Here is a 17,362-nt window from a genome sequence, read left to right on the forward strand (position 1 = left end):
TCATGTATCAGCAGAGCCACCGAGAGCGCGGCTCATGGCGACCGCCACCGGCTCAGGCCCCGCATGGGGGATGATCGCGGCGATGTACGCATCGGGCCTGATGAGCCATGCCTCATCGGGCCCGGCGCCGAGCTTTTCAGCGAGCGAGCCTGTGCCGTCCATCTCCGCGAGCCCGCGTACGGCGAGCGGCGCGGTAATGACCTTGCCCAAGACCTGCGCAAACAAACTCGAATCACACATATCACCCAGCAGGAGGAGGAAACCATCCCGGCACCTCTCGCGCAGCCGGCCCCCGGGGAGCGCGGCGTCGGGCAGGATCACGCCGGGCGCGGGCGGGCACGGCGCGCCCCGGGGCGGGCGGCCGGCGAACGGGCGGCCGGGCTCGGGCGTGGTGAGGGGCGAGTCGACGTACCAGAAGGGCTCGGCGAAGCGCCCCGAGTCCACCTCGGCCACCCGCCCGCCCTCCAGCACGGCCCGCCGGCGCGCGCGCTCCTCGGCGCTCCTCGGCGCCAGGAAGCGCATGGTGGCCCCGGTCACCTCCAGGTTCTCCCTGGCGGCCGCGTGCCGCTCGGCGTGGTAGGACTCCAGCAGCTCCTCCCCCGCCCAGCCGTTGAGCACGAAGGCCAGCTTCCAGGCGGCGTTCTCCGCGTCGGGGACGCCGGAGTTGAGGCCGCGCGCCCCGAACGGCGCCACCAGGTGGGCGCAGTCGCCGGCCAGCAGGACCCGCCCGACGCGCATGCGGTCGGCCAGGCGGTGGTGGAAGCGGTAGGTGCTGTGCCAGAGCAGGTCGTAGGGGCGCTCGCCGATGATCTGCCGGATCCTGCGCGCGACGTCCTCCCTCGTCGGGACGGAGCCGGGCGCGATCTGCCAGTCGATCCGGAACGTCCCGCCCGGGCACGGGTGGATGAGCACCTGCCGGCCCGGGTTCCAGGCGGGATCGAAGTAGAAGCGCCGCTCGTGCTCCCAGCCGGGCAGGTCGGCCCTGATGTCGCAGATCAGGAACTGGTCGCCGAACGTCTCGCCGTCGAAGCCCACGCCGAGCGCCCGCCGCAGCGGCTGGGCCCGCGCCCCGGCGCACAGCAGCGCGTACGGCGCCCGCAGCAGCCGCCGCCCGCACCGCACGCTCACCCCCGAGGCGTCCTGCTCGATCCCGGTGACCTCGTGACCCCAGCGCACCTCGACCAGCGGCTGCCCGGCGGCGGCCGCGTCCAGGATCTGCTCGGTGCGGGCCTGCGAGAGGTTCACGAACGGCGGCAGCGGCCCCTCCCGCTCGAACGACCACGACAGCAGCTCGCGGTCGCGGTAGTAGGTGCGCGCGGTGGTCCAGGTCACGCCCTCCTCGGCGATCGCGCCCGCGCCCGCGGCCGCCCAGATGTCGAGCACGTCACGCTGCTGGCAGATCGAGCGCGACCCGATCGCCTCCCGCCCGGGCCGCCGGTCCAGCACCAGCGTCGGGACGCCCCACCGGGCCAGCAGCAGCGCGGCCGTCAGCCCCACCGGCCCGGCGCCGACCACGATGACCCGTCCACTCATGCCTGCAGCTCGTCCCAGATCGCGCGGTCGCGCTCGGGGGTCCACACGCGCGGGCGCTCGACGCCGTGCAGCTCGTCCCACAGCCGGGAGACGTTGAACGGCAGGCAGTGCTCGAAGATCGGCCAGGTGCCGTAGCGGGGGGCCAGGGCGTGGTGGGTGCGGGCGAACGCCTCCTTCAGGGTGCCCGCCCCGCCCACCTCGCGCAGCATGACCTCCAGGAAGTCGCGGGTCTGCCCGACGGCCGCCTCGACCTCCGCCTCGTCCCTGGCCACCGCGCCCCGGCCGCCGACCAGCGTCCGCGCGCCGAACGACGCCACCCGGTCGAGCGTCGTGGACGCCCACTCGCGGTGGAAGGCGTCACCGGTGTAGAGGGCGGCCCGCGACTCGACCAGGTCGCCGGCGAACATGATCCGCTGCCGGGGCAGCCACGCCACCAGGTCGCCCTCGGTGTGGCCGCGCCCGCAGTGGGCCAGCACCAGCTCGCCCCGGTCGCCGCCCAGGTGGATGGTGAACGTGTCGCTGAAGGTCGCCGTCGGCCAGGTCAGGCCGGGGATCGAGGCCGGCTCCCTGAACAGGCGGGGCATGCGGGCGTACTCGCTGGCCCAGTCCTGCTCGCCGCGTTCGGCGATCAGCTCGCGGGTCCTGTCGTGCGCGACGATCACGTCCGCGCCGAACGCCGACGCGCCCAGCACCCGGACCGCGTGGTAGTGCGACAGCACGAGGTACCTGACCGGCTTGTCCGTGTGCGCGCGCAGCCGGGCCAGCCACTCGCGGGCGGCCACCGGGGTGGCGAGCGCCTCGAAGCAGACCAGGAAGTCCTCGCCCTCGATCGCGCCCACGTTGGGGTCGCCCTCGGCGGTCAGCGCGTAGACGCCGTCCGCGAGCACCTCCAGGGTCTGCCGTTTCGCGCCGAGGTCGGCCGACGAGGCGAACGGCTTGGGCATGGCTCTCCTCCCGTCACCACTCGTAGAACCCCTTCCCGCTCTTGCGGCCCAGCTCGCCGGCGGCCACCTTGTCGCGCAGCAGCCGCGGCGGCTCGAAGCGCGGGCCGAGCCGGGCGTGCAGGTACTCGGCGATGGCCAGGCGCACGTCCAGCCCGACCAGGTCGCCGAGCCGGAGCGGGCCCATGGGGTGGCCGTAGCCGAGCGTCATGGCGGTGTCGATGTCCTCGGGGGCGGCCACGCCCTCCTCGACCATGCGGACGGCCTCCAGGCCGAGCAGCACGCCCAGGCGGCTGGTGGCGAAGCCGGGCGAGTCGCGGACCACGACGGCGGTCTTGCCCAGGCGCTCGGCGTAGCCGCGGGCCCTGGCCAGAACCTCGGGCGGGGTGGCCCGCGTGACCACGATCTCGACCAGGCGCTGGACCGGGACCGGGTTGAAGAAGTGCAGGCCGACGAGGCGGTCCGGGCGGTCGAGGACGGCGGCCAGCTCGGCGATGGACAGGGAGCTGGTGTTGGTGGCCAGGACGGCGTCCTCGCCGGCGCTCGCCTCGGCCGCCGCCAGCACCCGCGCCTTGAGCGCCGGGTCCTCGGGGACGGCCTCGATCACCAGCTCGGCGTCCGGCGGGACCTCGCCCATGACGAGCCTGCCCAGCGCCTCCGCGCGGTCGGCCAGGCCCTTGGACTCGGCGATCGCCAGGCCGTCGGCGATGCGGCGGCGGGCGGCCTCCTCCTCGGGCTCCTGGACGGTGACGTGGTCGCCCCTGGCCAGGAACACCTGGGCGATCCCGCTCCCCATCCGGCCTCCGCCGATCACCGCCACTTTCATTCCGCTCACCCTCTCCACCCTGAGCATCCTCCCTGAGAACCCGCGAAAAGAGCGCTCCCCCTCCCGCCGCCCCTCCAGGGCCCGCGGAAGAGGGGAAGGGTCTCAGGCGGGGCGGCGGGACTGGACGAGGTGGAAGCGGCCCGCGACGAAGCCCGGGTCGGTGAGGGAGGCGGTGGCGGACGGGTTGGCGCCGGTGCCGTGGTAGTCGCTGAAGGCGGCCGACTGGTTGACGTAGATGCCGCCGGTCAGGTTGCACGACAGGTTCACGCCCGCGTCCAGGGCGGCCCGCTCGGCGTCGTCCAGCACCTGCCGGGAGGTGGAGTAGACGGAGGCGGTGAGCGCGCCCCGGGCCTTCACGGTACGGCGCAGCAGGTCGAGGCTCTCCCCGGTGGAGGCCGTGGGGATGAGGAACGAGACGGGCCCGAAGCACTCGCGCCCGTAGACGTCCTCCGCCGACGCCTCCACCCGCACGATGGCGGGCGTCCTGACCACCGCGCCGGGGAACGACGGGTGCCGGATCGCCCGCGACGCCAGCACCACCTCCCCCAGCGACCCGGCGCTCTCCACCCGCTCCAGCACGCCGGGGTTGACGACGGCGCCGGTCAGCTCGACCGCCCGCGCGTCGTCGCCCAGCAGCCGGCCGACGGCCGCGGCCAGCCCCTCGGCCACCTCCTCGAAGCTCTTGTGCCCCTCGTCGGTGTCGATGCCGCCGGCCGGGACGAAGATGTTCTGCGGCGCGGTGCACATCTGCCCGCTGTAGAGCGACAGCGAGAACGCCAGGTTGCCCAGCATGCCGCGCCAGGAGTCGGTCGAGTCGAGGACGACGGCGTTGACGCCGGCCTTCTCGGTGTGGACGAGCGCCTGGCGGGCGTTGCGCTCCAGCCAGTCGCCGAACTCGGTGGAGCCGGTGAAGTCGACGATCCGCACGTCGGGGTGGGCGGCGAGGGTGACGGCCAGCCCCTGCCCCTCCTCGGCGGCCAGGGACACCAGCGCCGGGTCGAACCCCGCCTCGGTCAGCACCTCCCGCGCCACGAGCACGGTGATCGCCAGCGGCAGGATCGCCCGGGGGTGCGGCTTGACGATCACCGGGTTGCCGGTGACGAGCGAGGCGAACAGCCCGGGGTAGGCGTTCCAGGTCGGGAACGTGTTGCAGCCGATCACCACGGCCACCCCGCGGGGCACGACGGTGAAGCGTTTGTCCATGACCAGCGGCTCGCCCTTGGCCGGCTTCTCCCAGCGGGCGCTCGCGGCGGCGGCGGTCATGGCGGCGTGCCCGCAGGCGACGGCCTCCAGCGCGCGGTCCTGGGCGTGCGGCCCGCCGGCCTGGAAGGCCATGACGAACGCCTGCCCGGTGGTGTGCTGCACCGCGTGGGCGAGCTCGAAGCTGCGCCGGTTGATCCGGTTGACGATCTCGACGCAGGTCAGCGCGCGGGCGTCGGGCCCGGCGTCGCGCCAGGCGGGCATCGCCGCCAGGGCCGCCGCGATCAGCTCCTCGGCGACCGGCTCGGGGTAGGTGACGCCGAGCTCGATCCCGTACGGCGAGCGCTCGGCGCCGATCCAGGAGCCGGTGCCCGGCTGCTCCAGCGGGAACGGCTTGCCCAGGTAGGACTCGAACGCCTCCTTGCCCCGCTCGGCCGCCCCCTCGCCGTACACCCGGGGGCTCGGCGACTCGGGGTAGGCGCTCCAGTAGCCACGCCCGGCGACGGCGGCCAGGGCCTTCTCCAGGGTGTCACGGTGCTGCTCGTACATGATGGCTCACCCTCTTGACAGAGATCGGCCGGACGGTGAAGTGTTTACCGAACATTCGGTCAGTTGACAAGGGAGACCTGCCGTGGCGCGCGGGCGGATCCCGGGAGCTGAGATGAGACTGGCGCACCCGCCGGAGCCCGGCGAGCTGGACCCGATCGAGCGGATCTCCCGTGACGAGCTCGTGGCGCTGCAGCGGGAGCGCCTGCGGTGGACGCTGGGCCACGCCTACGACCACGTGCCCTTCTACCGGCGGCGCTTCGACGAGGCGGGCGTGCGTCCCGACGACTTCAAGGACCTGTCCGACCTGGCGAGGTTCCCCCTCACCACCAAGCAGGACCTGCGCGAGAACTACCCGTTCGGCATGTTCGCCGTGCCCCGCGACCGGGTGGCGCGCGTGCACGCCTCCAGCGGCACCACGGGGCGGCCGACCGTGGTCGGCTACACGAAGGGGGACCTCGACGTCTGGGCGGAGGTGATGGCCCGCTCCATCCGTGCCTCCGGCGGCCGTCCCGGCGACGTCGTGCACGTGGCCTACGGGTACGGGCTGTTCACCGGCGGGCTGGGCGCGCACTACGGGGCCGAGCGGCTGGGGTGCACGGTGGTCCCGGCCTCCGGCGGCATGACGGCGCGGCAGGTACGCCTGATCGCCGACCTGCGGCCGGACGTGATCATGGTGACGCCGACGTACATGCTGGCCCTGCTGGACGAGTTCGCCGCGCAGAGGCTGGACCCGCGCGCGTCGTCGCTGCGCGTCGGCGTCTTCGGCGCCGAGCCGTGGACCGAGCGGATGCGCGCCGAGATCGAGGACGCCTTCGGCCTGCACGCCGTGGACATCTACGGCCTGTCGGAGGTGATGGGCCCCGGCGTGGCCGTCGAGTGCGCCGAGACCAAGGACGGCCTGCACGTCTGGGAGGACCACTTCTACCCGGAGACGGTCGACCCGCTCACCGGCGAGCCCGCCGGCGACGGGGGCGAGCTGGTGCTGACGACCCTCACCAAGGAGGCCATGCCGGTCGTCCGCTACCGCACCCGCGACCTGACCCGGCTGCTGCCCGGCACCGCGCGCCCGGCCTTCCGGCGCATGGAGAGGGTGACCGGCCGCACCGACGACATGATCATCCTGCGCGGCGTGAACGTGTTCCCCACCCAGATCGAGGAGCTGGTGCTGCGCGTGCCCGGCCTGGCGCCGCACTTCCAGCTGCGCCTGTCGCGGCCGGAGCGGCTGGACGTGATGACGGTCAGGGTGGAGGCGCGGCCCGGGTTCGAGGGGCGGGCGCGGGCGGCGGCGGCGCTGGCCGCGGCGGTCAAGGCCGGGGTCGGGGTGAGCGTCGAGGTCGAGGTGGCCGATCCGGGGACGCTGGAGCGGTCGATGGGCAAGCTGCGGCGGGTCATCGACGAACGCCTGGATAATCGTCCGGATAATTAGGCATATGTCCACCCCATCCCGCCGGCGCGGGCACGACCCCGAGTCCGTCCTGTCGATCGCCGTCGGCGTCTTCAACGAGCGCGGCTACGACGGCACCAGCATGGAGGACCTCGCCAGGGCGCTCGGCGTCACCAAGTCGGCGATCTACTACCACGTCCCCGGCAAGGAGCAGCTCCTCGCCCGGGCGCTGGACCGGGCGCTGGACGGGCTGTTCGCGCTGGCCGCCGACGAGCGGGCGGCCACCGGCCCGGCCATCGACCGGCTGGAGTGGGTGGTCAGGCAGAGCGTGCGGGTGCTGGCCGAGCGGCTGCCGTACGTGACGCTGCTGCTGCGGGTGCGCGGCAACAGCGCCACCGAGCAGGCGGCGCTGGAGCGGCGCAGGGAGTTCGACGCGTTCGTCAGCCACCTGGTCAAGGAAGCGGCGGCCGAGGGCGCCATCCGGCCCGACCTGGATCCGGCGCTGGTGACGCGGCTGCTGTTCGGCGCGGTCGGCTCGATCGCCGAGTGGTACCGGCCGGAGAGGGGCGCGTCGGCCGACGACGTGGCCGACGCGCTGGTCACAATGGCGTTCGACGGGTTGCGGGGGTGACGGGGGCGCGGGGGTGACGGGTCAGCCGGGCAGCTCGTCGCGGCGCGGCCCGGGGGGCAGCTTGCCGCGCAGGTCGTCGCGGATCGCCTCGCCCAGCTTCTTCGTCGCCATCCTGTTGAGCGTGCCGCCGGCGACGGCTCCGGTCAGGAAGGGCCCGAACGTGGTCAGGTGCCGGCCGAGCGTCCGCATGAGGCGGTTGCGCAGGGCGGTCTTGGTGGCCGCGCCGAGCGCGAGCGACACGGACGCGGGAGCGAGGGGGTCGATCCCGCGCTGCCTGGCCCAGGCGGCGGTGAAGGCGATGGCGCGCTGGGCGCCGGTGCCGTGCACGCGCACGCCGTAGACCTCGTGCAGCTCGGCCAGCAGTTTGACCTCGATGGCGGCCACGACGATCGTCTCGGCGACGAGCTGGGCGGGGGCGGAGAGCAGGAGGGGTGGTGCGGCGAACTCCGCCGCCGCGAGCGCTCCGCCGATGGCGCCGACCGTCATCGTGGCCTTCTGGGCGGTGCGCACCAGATCGTCGGCGAGCTGCTCGCCGGTCATGCCGTGATGATGCTCGGAGAGGATGTGCAGGTCCCGGATCGGAATGCGCGGCGCGATGTTGAGGAAGACGTCCGCCAGCCAGCGCCCGCGCCCGGTGCCGGTCGCCTTCGCCCGCTTCGCGCCGGCGGACAGGGCCCTGGCTAGTCGGCCGAGCAGCTTGCGCCGCTCGGCCGGCTCCAGCTCACCGGCCTCGGTGAGCCTGCCTACGAGCTCGCCGACCTCCTTGTCGGGGTCGGCGATCTCGTCTCCTGGTTGACGGTCCTTCTCCGGTTCGGCCACGCGATGCCTCCGTCCTCATGGTCGCGACCTTCAGGGTTCGTCGGCTTGAAGTCACGCTCTCGTACCCTGAGGCACGGCGATCAGGCGGCGCACTCCCGGCAGACCTGCTGGCCGTTCTTCTCCGAGGCCAGCTGGCTGCGGTGGTGCACCAGGAAGCAGCGCGAGCACGTGAACTCGTCGGCCTGGCGGGGGATCACCCGCAGGGAGAGCTCCTCGTTCGACAGGTCGGCCCCGGGCAGCTCCAGCGACTCGGCGAGGTCGGTCTCGTCGATGTCGATGCTGCCGGAGGACTTGTCGGTGCGCCGCGCCTGAAGCTCCTGGAGGCTGTCCTCCCCCAGGTCGTCGTCAGTCTTGCGTGGGCTGTCGTAGTCGGTAGCCATTGTGCTTACTCCATCCCCCTCATCTATATGTCGGCGCGCTGTCGCGCGTCATCTAACGTCCGGGAGGCCCATCTTGTGCCCGTTCCGCCGGGGAGATTTCCCATCGGTACCCCGCGGGAACGGCCCGCGAACCTCCCGACACGCCAGGGCCTGCTGCCGGCGGCAATGGTTAGCCAAATATGGCGAAACCCACAGCCTTGGCGTCATGCACCACCGTGTTCGACGGCACATCCAACCACATGTGCGGCGTGAACGAGACGCCCCCCGTGCATCAACACGCGGACGAACGTCACGGAGCATCACGGGTCAGCCCTTCGGCAACCGAATGGTCACTACGAGTCCTCCGCCATCACGTGGCACGGCGGTCACATTTCCGCCGTGGGCCTGCACCACCGCACGGACGATGGACAACCCGAGACCCGATCCCTTGGCCGAGTCCACGCGGTCGGCGTGGAGCCTCCTGAACGGCTCGAACAGGCTGTTCACCTCGTACGCCGGGACGAGCTGTCCCGTGTTGGCCACCTGAACAACCACGGCACCGTCTGCCATTCCCGCCCGGATCCATACTTTTCCGTTTTCGGGAATGTTGTACTTCACCGCGTTCTCCATCAGGTTGCCGACGCAGCGCTCCAGCAGCACCGGGTCGCCCACGGTAGGCGCGCTGACCAGTTCGGTGCTGACGGTTACCCCGTGTTCCGCGGCGAACGGCGTGAGCTGTTCGACGGCGGTCCGCGCCGCTTCCTGAACGTCCAGCGGTTTGCGCACGGCGAGTTCGCGCTCGCTCCTCGCCAGCAGCAGCAGTCCCTCGATGAGCTTCTCGTTACGCGCGTTCACTTCGAGAAGGGTGCGCCCGAGCGCTTTGAGGTCCTCCGACGCCTCGGGATCGGACAGCGCTATCTCCAGGACCGTCCGGTTGATGGTGAGAGGGGTACGCAATTCGTGGGAGGCGTTGGCCACGAATCTGCGCTGGGCGTCGAAGGCGACGTTGAGCCGGGTGAGCATGGCGTCGAAGGTGTCGGCCAGCTCCTTCAGCTCGTCGTTGGGGCCCTCCAGGGCGATGCGCTGGTGGGCCAGCGTGCTCTCCGACAGCCTGCGCGCCGCGGCCGTCATCCGCGCCACCGGCCGCAGGGCCCGGTCGGCCACGAAGTAGCCGATGATGAGCGACAGGATGCCCACCCCGATCAGCGCCATCACCGAGCTCTGCAGCAGGGCGTCCTGCGCCCGCGACACGGCGGCCAGCCGGGAGTCGCGCCAGGTGAGCTCGTCCCTGGCCGTCCCCCAGGTGAGCTCGGGCCAGGACTGGTCGATCGCCCGGGCGACGATCGTGTAGAGCGAGAACAGCACCACCGCCGAGGCCACGAAGACCAGCGCGGCGTAGGTGACGGTCAGCCGCCAGCGGATGCTGACCTTGCCCGGCAGCGCCTTCATGCGGTCCATCGTCGTGCGCTGGGCGGGCGGGTACGCGGGCGGGGGCGGGCCGTCCCAGACGGGCGGGCCGCTGGGCGGAGGCGCCTCCTGCACACGTGTCGCCTTGCTCGCCGAGTGCGGGCTGATCATCGGATGCGTCTGCTCCGCGCGGCGCTCTGCCCCTTCGCTCACAACTTGTACCCAACCCCGGGCACGGTCTCGATCACTTGAGGCTCGCCCAGCTTCTTGCGCAGCGTCATCATGGTCACCCGGACGACGTTGGTGAAGGGATCGATGTTCTCGTCCCACGCCTTGTCCAGCAGGTCCTCCTGGCTGACGACGGCGCCCTCGGCGCGCATCAGCTCCTCCAGGACCGCGAACTCCTTCTTGGTCAGCACGACCTCTCTGCCGTCGCGCTCCACCAGCCGCTTGCCGGGGTCGAGCCGGATGCCGGCCCGCTCCAGCACGGGCGGCAGGGCGGGCGCGGAGCGCCGGCCGAGCGCGCGCACCCGCGCCACCAGCTCGATGAAGACGAACGGCTTGGCGAGGTAGTCGTCGGCCCCGAGGCCCAGGCCCTCCACCTTGTCGTCCACGTCGCCCGAGGCGGTCAGCATCAGGATGCGCGAGGCGGTGCGCTGCTCCACGAGCCGCCGGCACACCTCGTCGCCGTGCACCACCGGCAGGTCCCGGTCGAGCACGATCACGTCGTAGTCGATGTAGGAGGTGCGCTCCAGGGCGCCCCCGCCGTCGTAGGCCACGTCCACGGCCATGGCCTCGCGCCGCAACCCGGTCGCGATCGCGTCGGCGAGCACCCGCTCATCCTCCACCACCAGCACTCGCACGCTGGAACACCTCTCTTCGTCCTGGCCACTCATTGTCCCCACAGTGGCGATAAGCGCACGGTAAGGCATGTTCAGGCGTTGGTGACCGACAGGCGAGGCAGAGTGCCAGGAAATTCATGTTTCGGAGGGGGACGAGCCGGGGTATGCCTGCGGGACACCCATCGGCCGGACATCGACTGGCAATGGGTGCCCATCGCCCCGCACGGCACGAACCCCTAGAGAGTAGGTGAGATGGGCGAGTTCACCACCACGATCGAACACCGCCTCGACCAGGCTTACGAGGGCCTTCGGGAGGCCCGCAGCGCCGGCGACGACTACCTCGCCGACACGCTCACCGCCGAGATCGAGGACCTGCGCCGTCTGGCGGACGATCACGGCATCGCCTTGCCCCGCTGATCCGCGGTGAACGGCCGGAGCCCCGCTCCGGCCGTTCGTGCCCCGGGACACCCTGGATCAGGCGTCGCGCTCGGGGTCCAGCGTCACCAGCAGATCGTGCAGCTCCTCGAACAGGCCAGGGGCCGCGCAGAGCGCGAAGTCACGGCTCACCGGCCGGCCGCGCAGCCCGGCGAGGCGCGCCCCCGACTCGGTCGCCACCAGACCGGCGGCGCCGTAGTCCCAGGGGTTGATGCCCCGCTCGTAGTACGCGTCCACCCGCCCGGCCGCCAGGGAGCACAGGTCGATGGCGCACGAGCCGCCGCGCCTGATGTCACGCACGCGCGGCAGCACCTCGGCCACCACCCTGCCCTGGACGGCCCGGCTGGCCTGGGCGTAGCCGAACCCGGTCGCCACCAGCGCCTGCGCCAGCGGCACGCCGGTGTTGCAGCGCAGCCGCGTGCCGCCCAGCCAGGCGCCCTCGCCCAGCGCGGCGGTGAAGACCTCGCCGCGCGCCGGGACGTTCACCACGCCGGCCACGACCCGGCCGCCGACCTCGACGGCGATCGACACCGCCCAGTCGGGCAGGCCGTACAGGAAGTTGACGGTGCCGTCGATCGGGTCCACGACCCAGCGCACGTCGCCCTCGCCCGGCGCCTCCCCGCCCTCCTCCCCGAGGATGCGGTCGCCGGGGCGGGCGGCCTCGATGCGCTCGCGGATGAGCCGCTCGGAGGCGGTGTCCAGGGCGGTGACCACGTCGGTCGGGCTGGACTTGGTGGCGACCTCCTCCGACATCGTGGGCCGCTTGGCCAGCAGCATGTCGCCGGCCTCGCGGGCGATGTCCTCGGCCAGCCTCAGGAAGTCGCTCATCAGGCCACCGAGTCCGGGCGCTTCCACTCCTGGCCGAGCACGTGCTGGGCGAGGAAGGCGAGCACGGTCTCGTACCAGGCGACGATGTTGCCGGGCTTGAGGATCCAGTGGTTCTCGTCGGGGAAGTACAGGAACTTCGACTCGACCTCGGTGCGGCGCAGGTCCCACCACAGGCGCAGGGCCTCGCCGATCGGCACCCGGTAGTCCTTGTCGCCGTGGATGACGAGCATCGGGGTGGTGATCCGGTCGAGGGCGTGGTGCGGCGACAGCAGGCCGTAGCGCTCGGAGCCGGGGGCGCCGAACTCGCGCTGCCAGTAGTGGGGGGCGTCGGTGGTGCCGGCGAACTGGTCGAGGTTCCACAGCGAGGCGTGGGTGACGATGGCCTTGTAGCGGTCGGTGTGCCCGGCCAGCCAGTTGGCCATGTAGCCGCCGAACGAGCCGCCCATGGCGGCCACGCGCTCGCTGTCGATGTCGTCCCTGGCCAGGGCGACGTCCACGATGGCGTCGAGGTCGGCCTGGGTGCGCGGGCCCCAGCTGGCCCAGCCGCGGTCGATCATGTCCTGACCGTAGCCGGTGGACAGGCACGGGTCCGGCATCAACACGGCGTAACCGTGCTGGGCCATGATCCACGACTGCCAGCGCCACTGCCAGTCGTTCCAGGAGGCGATCGGGCCGCCGTGGATGAACAGCAGGAACGGCGCGGGGTTGCCGGCGGAGGCGCCCTCGGGCAGCGCGAGCCAGCCGCGGATCGTCGTGCCGTCGTCGGCGATGGCGGTGATCTCGGTGAGCGTGCCGGGCACCTCGGGGCGGGGCGCGGGCGAGGGCAGGTCGGCGATCTCGCCGGTGGTCACGTCGATCCTGGCCGGGGCGGGGGCCAGGTCGATCGCGCTGCGCAGGGCGTACAGGAAGCCGCCGTCGGCGGCGGCGCTCACGGCGGCGTAGGCGGCGTCGTCGCCGGTGAGCCGACGGACCTCGCCGTCGAGCGGCACCTGGAAGACCGGGCGGCGGCCCTGGTGGTCGGCGACGAGGTAGACGGCCGAGGAGTCCGGCGCCCATTCCAGGCCCAGGGGGAACAGGTCGGGCGCGTAGCCGCGGCCCTCGCCGGTGGCCAGGTCGGCGATCCACAGCTCGCTGCGGGCCGAGACCTCCAGGGACGTGAGCCGGCCGCGCGAGCAGGCCACGCGGGCGCCGTCCGGCGAGATCGCGAGCGGCCCCTCGAAGTCGTGGCCCTCGTCGGTGAGCAGCGTGCGCCGCTCGCCGGTGGCCACGTCGATGACCACCAGGTCGGTACGCGTCTCGCCCTTGGGCAGCTCGACCTGCCAGGTGGTGACCACGCTCGCGCCGTCCGGCGTCAGCTCGAAGGCGGCCTCGCGCAGCGCGTCGCCGGCGTCGGGGGTGAGATCGCGCACGTCCTCCAGCCGGTCGGCGCCGAGCCGGGCGGCGAACAGGCGGGGGCGGCCCGGGCCGAGGTCGTGGTCCCAGTAGCGGACCGCCGCGCCCTCGTGCAGGATCGCGCTGATCCCGGCCTCCTTGCGGGCCTTGCGCCGCTCCGCGTCGGCGGCCTCCTCGCCGTCGAGCACGTCGGAGGAGAAGACGACCACGTCACCCGCGGTGCGCACCGCGCCGATGCCGCCGGGCCTGGTGGCGACCTGCCGGGCCTCGCCGCCGGAGCGCGGCAGCAGCCAGAGCGCCGGGACCTCGTCCGTGGCGTCCTTCACCGTCGGGTCGGGGCGGGCGGAGGTGAACAGGAGGTCACCGGCGTCGGTGAAGACGGCGGCCGACTCGCCCTTGGCGGAGCGGGTGAGCCGGGCGGGCTCGCCGTCCAGCGGGATCGTCCAGAGCGCGGTGCCGTACGACTTGCCGTCGGGGTTGAGGGACTGCACGGTGGAGACGAGCCGGGAGCCGTCGGGCGACAGCCGCAGCGAGAGAACCCGGGGAATTGCCACATAGTCACGTATGTCGTTAAATGCGCTCACCCGACCGAACCTACCTCGCGGAGGGACCACCGGCACGGTTGAATAGGGTGGTTCACGTGGGTGATTACGACGCTCTGCTGCTCCTGTCGTTCGGCGGGCCCGAGGGTCCCGACGACGTGATGCCGTTCCTGGAAAACGTCGTGCGGGGGCGCGGCGTGCCGCGCGAGCGGCTGCTCGAAGTGGCCGAGCACTACCAGGGCTTCGGCGGGGTCAGCCCGATCAACCAGCAGAACCGCGACCTCATCGAGGCGCTGCGCCCGATCCTCGACGTGCCCGTCTACTGGGGCAACCGCAACTGGCACCCGTTCGGCGAGGACACCGTACGGCGGATGAAGGCCGACGGCGTCCGCAGGGCGGCCGTCTTCGCCACCTCCGCCTTCGCCGGCTACTCCAGCTGCCGCCAGTACTACGAGGACATCAGGCGCATCTCCATCGAGGGCGGCCCCGAGCTGGTCAAGATGCGGCACTTCGGCGACCACCCCGGCTTCGTGGCCGCCATGGCCGACCACACGCGCGCGGCGCTGGAGCGGCTCGGCCGCGACGACGCCCGCCTGGTGTTCACCGCCCACAGCATCCCGGTCTCCATGGCCGAGACCGCCGGCCCGTCGGGCGGCCTGTACGAGGCCCAGCTCCGCCGCAGCGCCGAGCTGGTCAGCCGGGCCCTCGGCCGCGACGAGCCGTGGGACCTGGTGTGGCAGTCGCGCAGCGGCCCGCCGCACGTGCCGTGGCTGGAGCCGGACGTCTGCGACTTCCTGCGCAAGACCGACGCCCCCGCCGTGGTGCTGGTGCCGATCGGGTTCGTCTCCGACCACATGGAGGTCGTCTACGACCTCGACACCGAGGCCCGGGCCGTCGCCGCCGAGCTCGGCCTGCCCCTGGAGCGGGCGGCCACGGCGGGCACGCACCCGCGCTTCGTGCGGATGGTGCGCGAGCTGATGGAGGAGCCGGAGCCGGTGCCCTGCCCGCTCACCTGCTGCCCGGCGCCCCGCCGCCCCAAGTAGGCCGTCCCGAGTAGGCCGTCCCGAGCGGAGCGTCCCGAGCAGGCGTCAGGCGTAGGTGCGGGCGTACCCCTCGGCGATGCCCATGACCTTGTTCACGTAGTCCCACGAGTGGTTGTAGAACCAGATCGCCTTGCGCAGCTTCTCGCCGCCCCGGCCCGCGCCGTTGGCGCACAGGTAGCCGGCCGCGCTCGGCACGGCGTCGTACGGGCTCCAGATGTCGGCCTTGCCGTCGCCGTCGCCGTCCACGCCGTAGTGCTTCCAGGTCGCGGGCATGAACTGCATGGGCCCCAGCGCGCCGGCGCTGGAGGGGCCGTTGTTGCGGCCGTGCCCGCTCTCGACCTGGCCGATCGCGGCCAGCACCGTCCAGGACAGGCCGGGGCAGCGGGCGGCGGAGAGCTTGTAGAGGTCCAGGTAGCTGCCGGGGCGGCCGACGTTGACGCTCCGCGGCTTCTGGGAGGTGTCGGTGGTCGCCCGGCGCTTCTGGGTGCGCGCGGCGGCGTCCAGCACGACGACCTGGGAGCCCTTGCCGAGCAGCTTGCGCACCCCGGCCTCGCTGATCGTGCCGGGCTTGCCGTGCAGCAGCACCGCCACGCCGGGCGCGAACCCCAGCGAGCGGCCCAGGTCCGCGCCGACCAGCCCGTCCACGCCGGTCAGCCCCAGCGGGGCGGTGGCCGCCACGCGCAGCCTCGGGCCGCCGTCCACCTGGTAGAGCGCGCCCGGCGCCATGCCGTACTTGCGGGCCGCGCCGGACTCGGCGACCAGCTCGCCCCTGGACAGGGCGCTCCACACGGCCGGCTGGTCGGCGACGGCCTGGGGCGTCCAGGAGCGGAAGTGGGCCGGGTCCACGGCCAGCAGGTTGAGCGGCGTGCCCGACACCTTGACCTGGCCGGCGTCCACCACGGCCACCTTCTCCACGTGCTTCAGCGCACCCAGCCTGAGCCGGGTCCGCTTCGGCACCTCCGCCGGGGCGATCGCGAACACCCGCGCCGGGGTCGCGGTCACGCCCGGGCCGCCCTCGCCGAACTCCCGCGTCCGCTCGCCGACGGGCTCAGTGGTGGGACCCGCGGTGGAACCGGTCGTGGGACCGGTCGTGGGGCCGGGCGTCGGGACGAGCTGGTCCAGGCGGGGCGCGGCCGAGGGGCGGCGGGTGGGCTCGCGTACCGGCTCCTGCGTGCTCCTGACCAGGTCACCGTCCAGGAACACGATGACACCACCGGTCGCGACCGTGACCGTGAGCACGGCGACGACCATGAGCATGACCGCACGGAAGGAGGGAAGACCGGACACTCGGGACACGTTAGCCCAGTCGGCGGGGAAACCACTTGCAATCCGGACATCAGTGCGCAAGGGTTGGCTGGCGTACGTAAGGGGGAAACGGGGTGGTCGGGCCTTACCGGGGGCTGTTCGACGGGCCTGGCATCAAGGCGTTCGTGCTGGCCGGATTCGTCGGGCGGATGCCGATGTCCATGCTGGGGATCGGGGTCGTCCTCCTCATCTCCGGCGTCACCGGCTCCTACGCCACCGCCGGTGCGGTCGCGGCCGCCAGCAACCTCGCCTTCGCCGTCGGCGCGCCGCTGTCGGGCCGGCTCGTGGACAGGTTCGGGCAGGGCCGGATCATCCCGCCGTTCGCCGTGGTCAACGCGCTCGCGCTGGCCGCCCTCATGGTCTGCACGTTCCTGCGGCTGCACGAGTGGACCCTCTACCTGACCGCCCTGGTCGTCGGCGGCACCTCGCTGTCGGTCGGCTCGCTCGTACGGGCCCGCTGGTCGGCCATCCACGGCGGCTCCGACCGGCTGCACACCGCCTTCGCCTTCGAGTCCGTCGTGGACGAGGTCGTCTTCGTCACCGGGCCGGCGCTGGTCACGCTGCTGGCCACGCAGCTCAACCCGTACCTGGGGCTGGTCGCCGCGCTGGTCTTCATGCTGGCCGGCTGCCTGGCGCTGGCGGCGCAGCGGCGCACCCAGCCGCCGGTCACCCCGCACAGGTCGGCGGGCGGCACGCCCATCCTGATCCCCGGCATCGCGCTGCTGGCGTGCGTCTACGTGGCGATGGGGGCGGTCTTCGGGTCCGTGGACCTGATCACGGTGGCCTTCGCCGAGGAGCAGGGGGTGAAGGGGGTCTCCGGGCTGCTGCTGGCCTCGTTCGCGGGCGGGTCGATGGTGTCGGGGCTGTGGTTCGGGTCGCGGCACTGGCGGATCTCGCTGCGCGGGCGGTTCGTGCGGGCGCTGCTGGTGTTCGCGCTGGGGCTGGCGCCGATCTCGTTCATCGGGAACGCGTGGCTGATGGCCGCGGCGCTCTTCCTGGCCGGGTTCGCCATCTCGCCGACGCTCATCACGGGTTTCTCCCTGGTCGAGCGGCTGGTGCCGGCGCCGCTGCTCACCGAGGGCATGGCGTGGATCTCCACCGCGCTGGGCATCGGCGTGGCGGCCGGCGCGTGGGCGGGCGGGCACTTCACCGAGACCGTCGGCGCGTCCGACGCCTACCTCATCGCCCTCGGCGCGGCCGTGCTGGCGCTCCTCGTCGGGGTCGGAGGTTCGGGTTTGCTGAGACTTCCCGCCGCGGCTTCACCCGTCCAGAGCTGATCCGCTACCGTCGGGAACATCCCTCGCAACATCCATCACAAATGGAAGC

General features: G+C 72.7%; 16 protein-coding genes. 5 read left to right on the forward strand and 11 right to left on the reverse strand.

Translation table 11 applies throughout. The features are described from left to right. The 4 genes from AB0H75_RS13905 to paaN form a co-directional block, all read right to left on the reverse strand. On the reverse strand, positions 1-1,533 hold the full coding sequence (locus tag AB0H75_RS13905) for an FAD-dependent monooxygenase (RefSeq protein ID WP_367795631.1): 1,533 nt from the start codon (positions 1,531-1,533) through the stop codon (positions 1-3). After that, positions 1,530-2,477 carry an MBL fold metallo-hydrolase gene (locus AB0H75_RS13910; protein WP_367795634.1) on the reverse strand — a complete coding sequence of 316 codons (948 nt, stop codon included), beginning with the start codon at positions 2,475-2,477 and terminating at the stop codon, positions 1,530-1,532. Before AB0H75_RS13910 ends, AB0H75_RS13905 begins: the two co-directional genes overlap by 4 nt. Before the next feature lie 13 nt (positions 2,478-2,490). Then, complete coding sequence (locus tag AB0H75_RS13915) at positions 2,491-3,300, reverse strand: 3-hydroxyacyl-CoA dehydrogenase family protein (protein WP_367796018.1); 810 nt, start codon at positions 3,298-3,300, stop codon at positions 2,491-2,493. Between the two features lie 102 nt (positions 3,301-3,402). After that, complete coding sequence (gene paaN, locus AB0H75_RS13920; RefSeq protein ID WP_367795637.1) at positions 3,403-5,049, reverse strand: phenylacetic acid degradation protein PaaN; 1,647 nt, start codon at positions 5,047-5,049, stop codon at positions 3,403-3,405. Between the two features lie 112 nt (positions 5,050-5,161). Between paaN and paaK the strand changes: the two genes are divergently transcribed. Together paaK and AB0H75_RS13930 are read left to right on the forward strand one after the other, a co-directional pair. Continuing rightward, on the forward strand, positions 5,162-6,475 hold the full coding sequence (gene paaK / locus AB0H75_RS13925; RefSeq protein ID WP_367795640.1) for a phenylacetate--CoA ligase PaaK: 1,314 nt from the start codon (positions 5,162-5,164) through the stop codon (positions 6,473-6,475). Positions 6,476-6,479: 4 nt separating this feature from the next. Continuing rightward, complete coding sequence (locus tag AB0H75_RS13930) at positions 6,480-7,064, forward strand: TetR/AcrR family transcriptional regulator (RefSeq protein ID WP_367795643.1); 585 nt, start codon at positions 6,480-6,482, stop codon at positions 7,062-7,064. A 21-nt stretch (positions 7,065-7,085) separates the two neighbouring features. Here AB0H75_RS13930 and AB0H75_RS13935 read toward each other — a convergent pair whose 3' ends face one another. The 4 genes from AB0H75_RS13935 to AB0H75_RS13950 form a co-directional block, all read right to left on the reverse strand. Continuing rightward, positions 7,086-7,883 carry a hypothetical protein gene (locus AB0H75_RS13935; RefSeq protein ID WP_367795646.1) on the reverse strand — a complete coding sequence of 266 codons (798 nt, stop codon included), beginning with the start codon at positions 7,881-7,883 and terminating at the stop codon, positions 7,086-7,088. Positions 7,884-7,963: 80 nt separating this feature from the next. Continuing rightward, complete coding sequence (locus AB0H75_RS13940; RefSeq protein ID WP_020542847.1) at positions 7,964-8,263, reverse strand: DUF4193 domain-containing protein; 300 nt, start codon at positions 8,261-8,263, stop codon at positions 7,964-7,966. 306 nt (positions 8,264-8,569) lie between these two features. Then, entirely contained in the window at positions 8,570-9,862 is a 1,293-nt protein-coding gene (locus AB0H75_RS13945; protein WP_367795650.1) for a sensor histidine kinase, read from the reverse strand. Then, positions 9,859-10,512 carry a response regulator transcription factor gene (locus AB0H75_RS13950; protein ID WP_043614151.1) on the reverse strand — a complete coding sequence of 218 codons (654 nt, stop codon included), beginning with the start codon at positions 10,510-10,512 and terminating at the stop codon, positions 9,859-9,861. The genes AB0H75_RS13945 and AB0H75_RS13950 overlap by 4 nt, the downstream gene beginning before the upstream one ends. 231 nt (positions 10,513-10,743) lie before the next feature. On the opposite strand from AB0H75_RS13950, the gene AB0H75_RS13955 reads away from it, so the two are divergent. Continuing rightward, positions 10,744-10,908, forward strand: a complete 165-nt coding sequence (locus AB0H75_RS13955) for a hypothetical protein (protein WP_367795653.1) — start codon at positions 10,744-10,746, stop codon at positions 10,906-10,908. A gap of 57 nt (positions 10,909-10,965) precedes the next feature. Here AB0H75_RS13955 and AB0H75_RS13960 read toward each other — a convergent pair whose 3' ends face one another. Next, entirely contained in the window at positions 10,966-11,754 is a 789-nt protein-coding gene (locus AB0H75_RS13960; RefSeq protein WP_367795656.1) for an inositol monophosphatase, read from the reverse strand. After that, a complete protein-coding gene (locus tag AB0H75_RS13965) occupies positions 11,754-13,700 on the reverse strand; it encodes an alpha/beta fold hydrolase (protein WP_367795659.1) in 1,947 nt (648 codons plus the stop codon). Before AB0H75_RS13965 ends, AB0H75_RS13960 begins: the two co-directional genes overlap by 1 nt. Positions 13,701-13,786: 86 nt before the next feature. Here AB0H75_RS13965 and AB0H75_RS13970 point away from each other — a divergent pair, with 86 nt between their 5' ends. Next, complete coding sequence (locus AB0H75_RS13970; RefSeq protein WP_367795662.1) at positions 13,787-14,731, forward strand: ferrochelatase; 945 nt, start codon at positions 13,787-13,789, stop codon at positions 14,729-14,731. Between the two features lie 45 nt (positions 14,732-14,776). Here AB0H75_RS13970 and AB0H75_RS13975 read toward each other — a convergent pair whose 3' ends face one another. Next, positions 14,777-16,018, reverse strand: a complete 1,242-nt coding sequence (locus AB0H75_RS13975; RefSeq protein WP_367795665.1) for a lytic transglycosylase domain-containing protein — start codon at positions 16,016-16,018, stop codon at positions 14,777-14,779. A gap of 92 nt (positions 16,019-16,110) precedes the next feature. Here AB0H75_RS13975 and AB0H75_RS13980 point away from each other — a divergent pair, with 92 nt between their 5' ends. Then, complete coding sequence (locus AB0H75_RS13980) at positions 16,111-17,313, forward strand: MFS transporter (RefSeq protein WP_367795668.1); 1,203 nt, start codon at positions 16,111-16,113, stop codon at positions 17,311-17,313. The last annotated feature ends 49 nt before the right edge of the window (positions 17,314-17,362 follow it).

It is taken from the genome of Nonomuraea sp. NPDC050783, assembly GCF_040802095.1.
Taxonomy (GTDB): Bacteria; Actinomycetota; Actinomycetes; order Streptosporangiales; family Streptosporangiaceae; genus Nonomuraea.

Coding starts and splice junctions, on each gene's coding strand:
- AB0H75_RS13940 (WP_020542847.1), bottom strand. CDS start 8,263: ATGGCTACCGACTACGACAGCCCACGCAAGACTGACGACGACCTGGGG.
- paaN (WP_367795637.1), bottom strand. CDS start 5,049: ATGTACGAGCAGCACCGTGACACCCTGGAGAAGGCCCTGGCCGCCGTC.
- AB0H75_RS13960 (WP_367795656.1), bottom strand. CDS start 11,754: ATGAGCGACTTCCTGAGGCTGGCCGAGGACATCGCCCGCGAGGCCGGC.
- AB0H75_RS13930 (WP_367795643.1), top strand. CDS start 6,480: ATGTCCACCCCATCCCGCCGGCGCGGGCACGACCCCGAGTCCGTCCTG.
- AB0H75_RS13915 (WP_367796018.1), bottom strand. CDS start 3,300: ATGAAAGTGGCGGTGATCGGCGGAGGCCGGATGGGGAGCGGGATCGCC.
- AB0H75_RS13910 (WP_367795634.1), bottom strand. CDS start 2,477: ATGCCCAAGCCGTTCGCCTCGTCGGCCGACCTCGGCGCGAAACGGCAG.
- paaK (WP_367795640.1), top strand. CDS start 5,162: ATGAGACTGGCGCACCCGCCGGAGCCCGGCGAGCTGGACCCGATCGAG.
- AB0H75_RS13905 (WP_367795631.1), bottom strand. CDS start 1,533: ATGAGTGGACGGGTCATCGTGGTCGGCGCCGGGCCGGTGGGGCTGACG.
- AB0H75_RS13955 (WP_367795653.1), top strand. CDS start 10,744: ATGGGCGAGTTCACCACCACGATCGAACACCGCCTCGACCAGGCTTAC.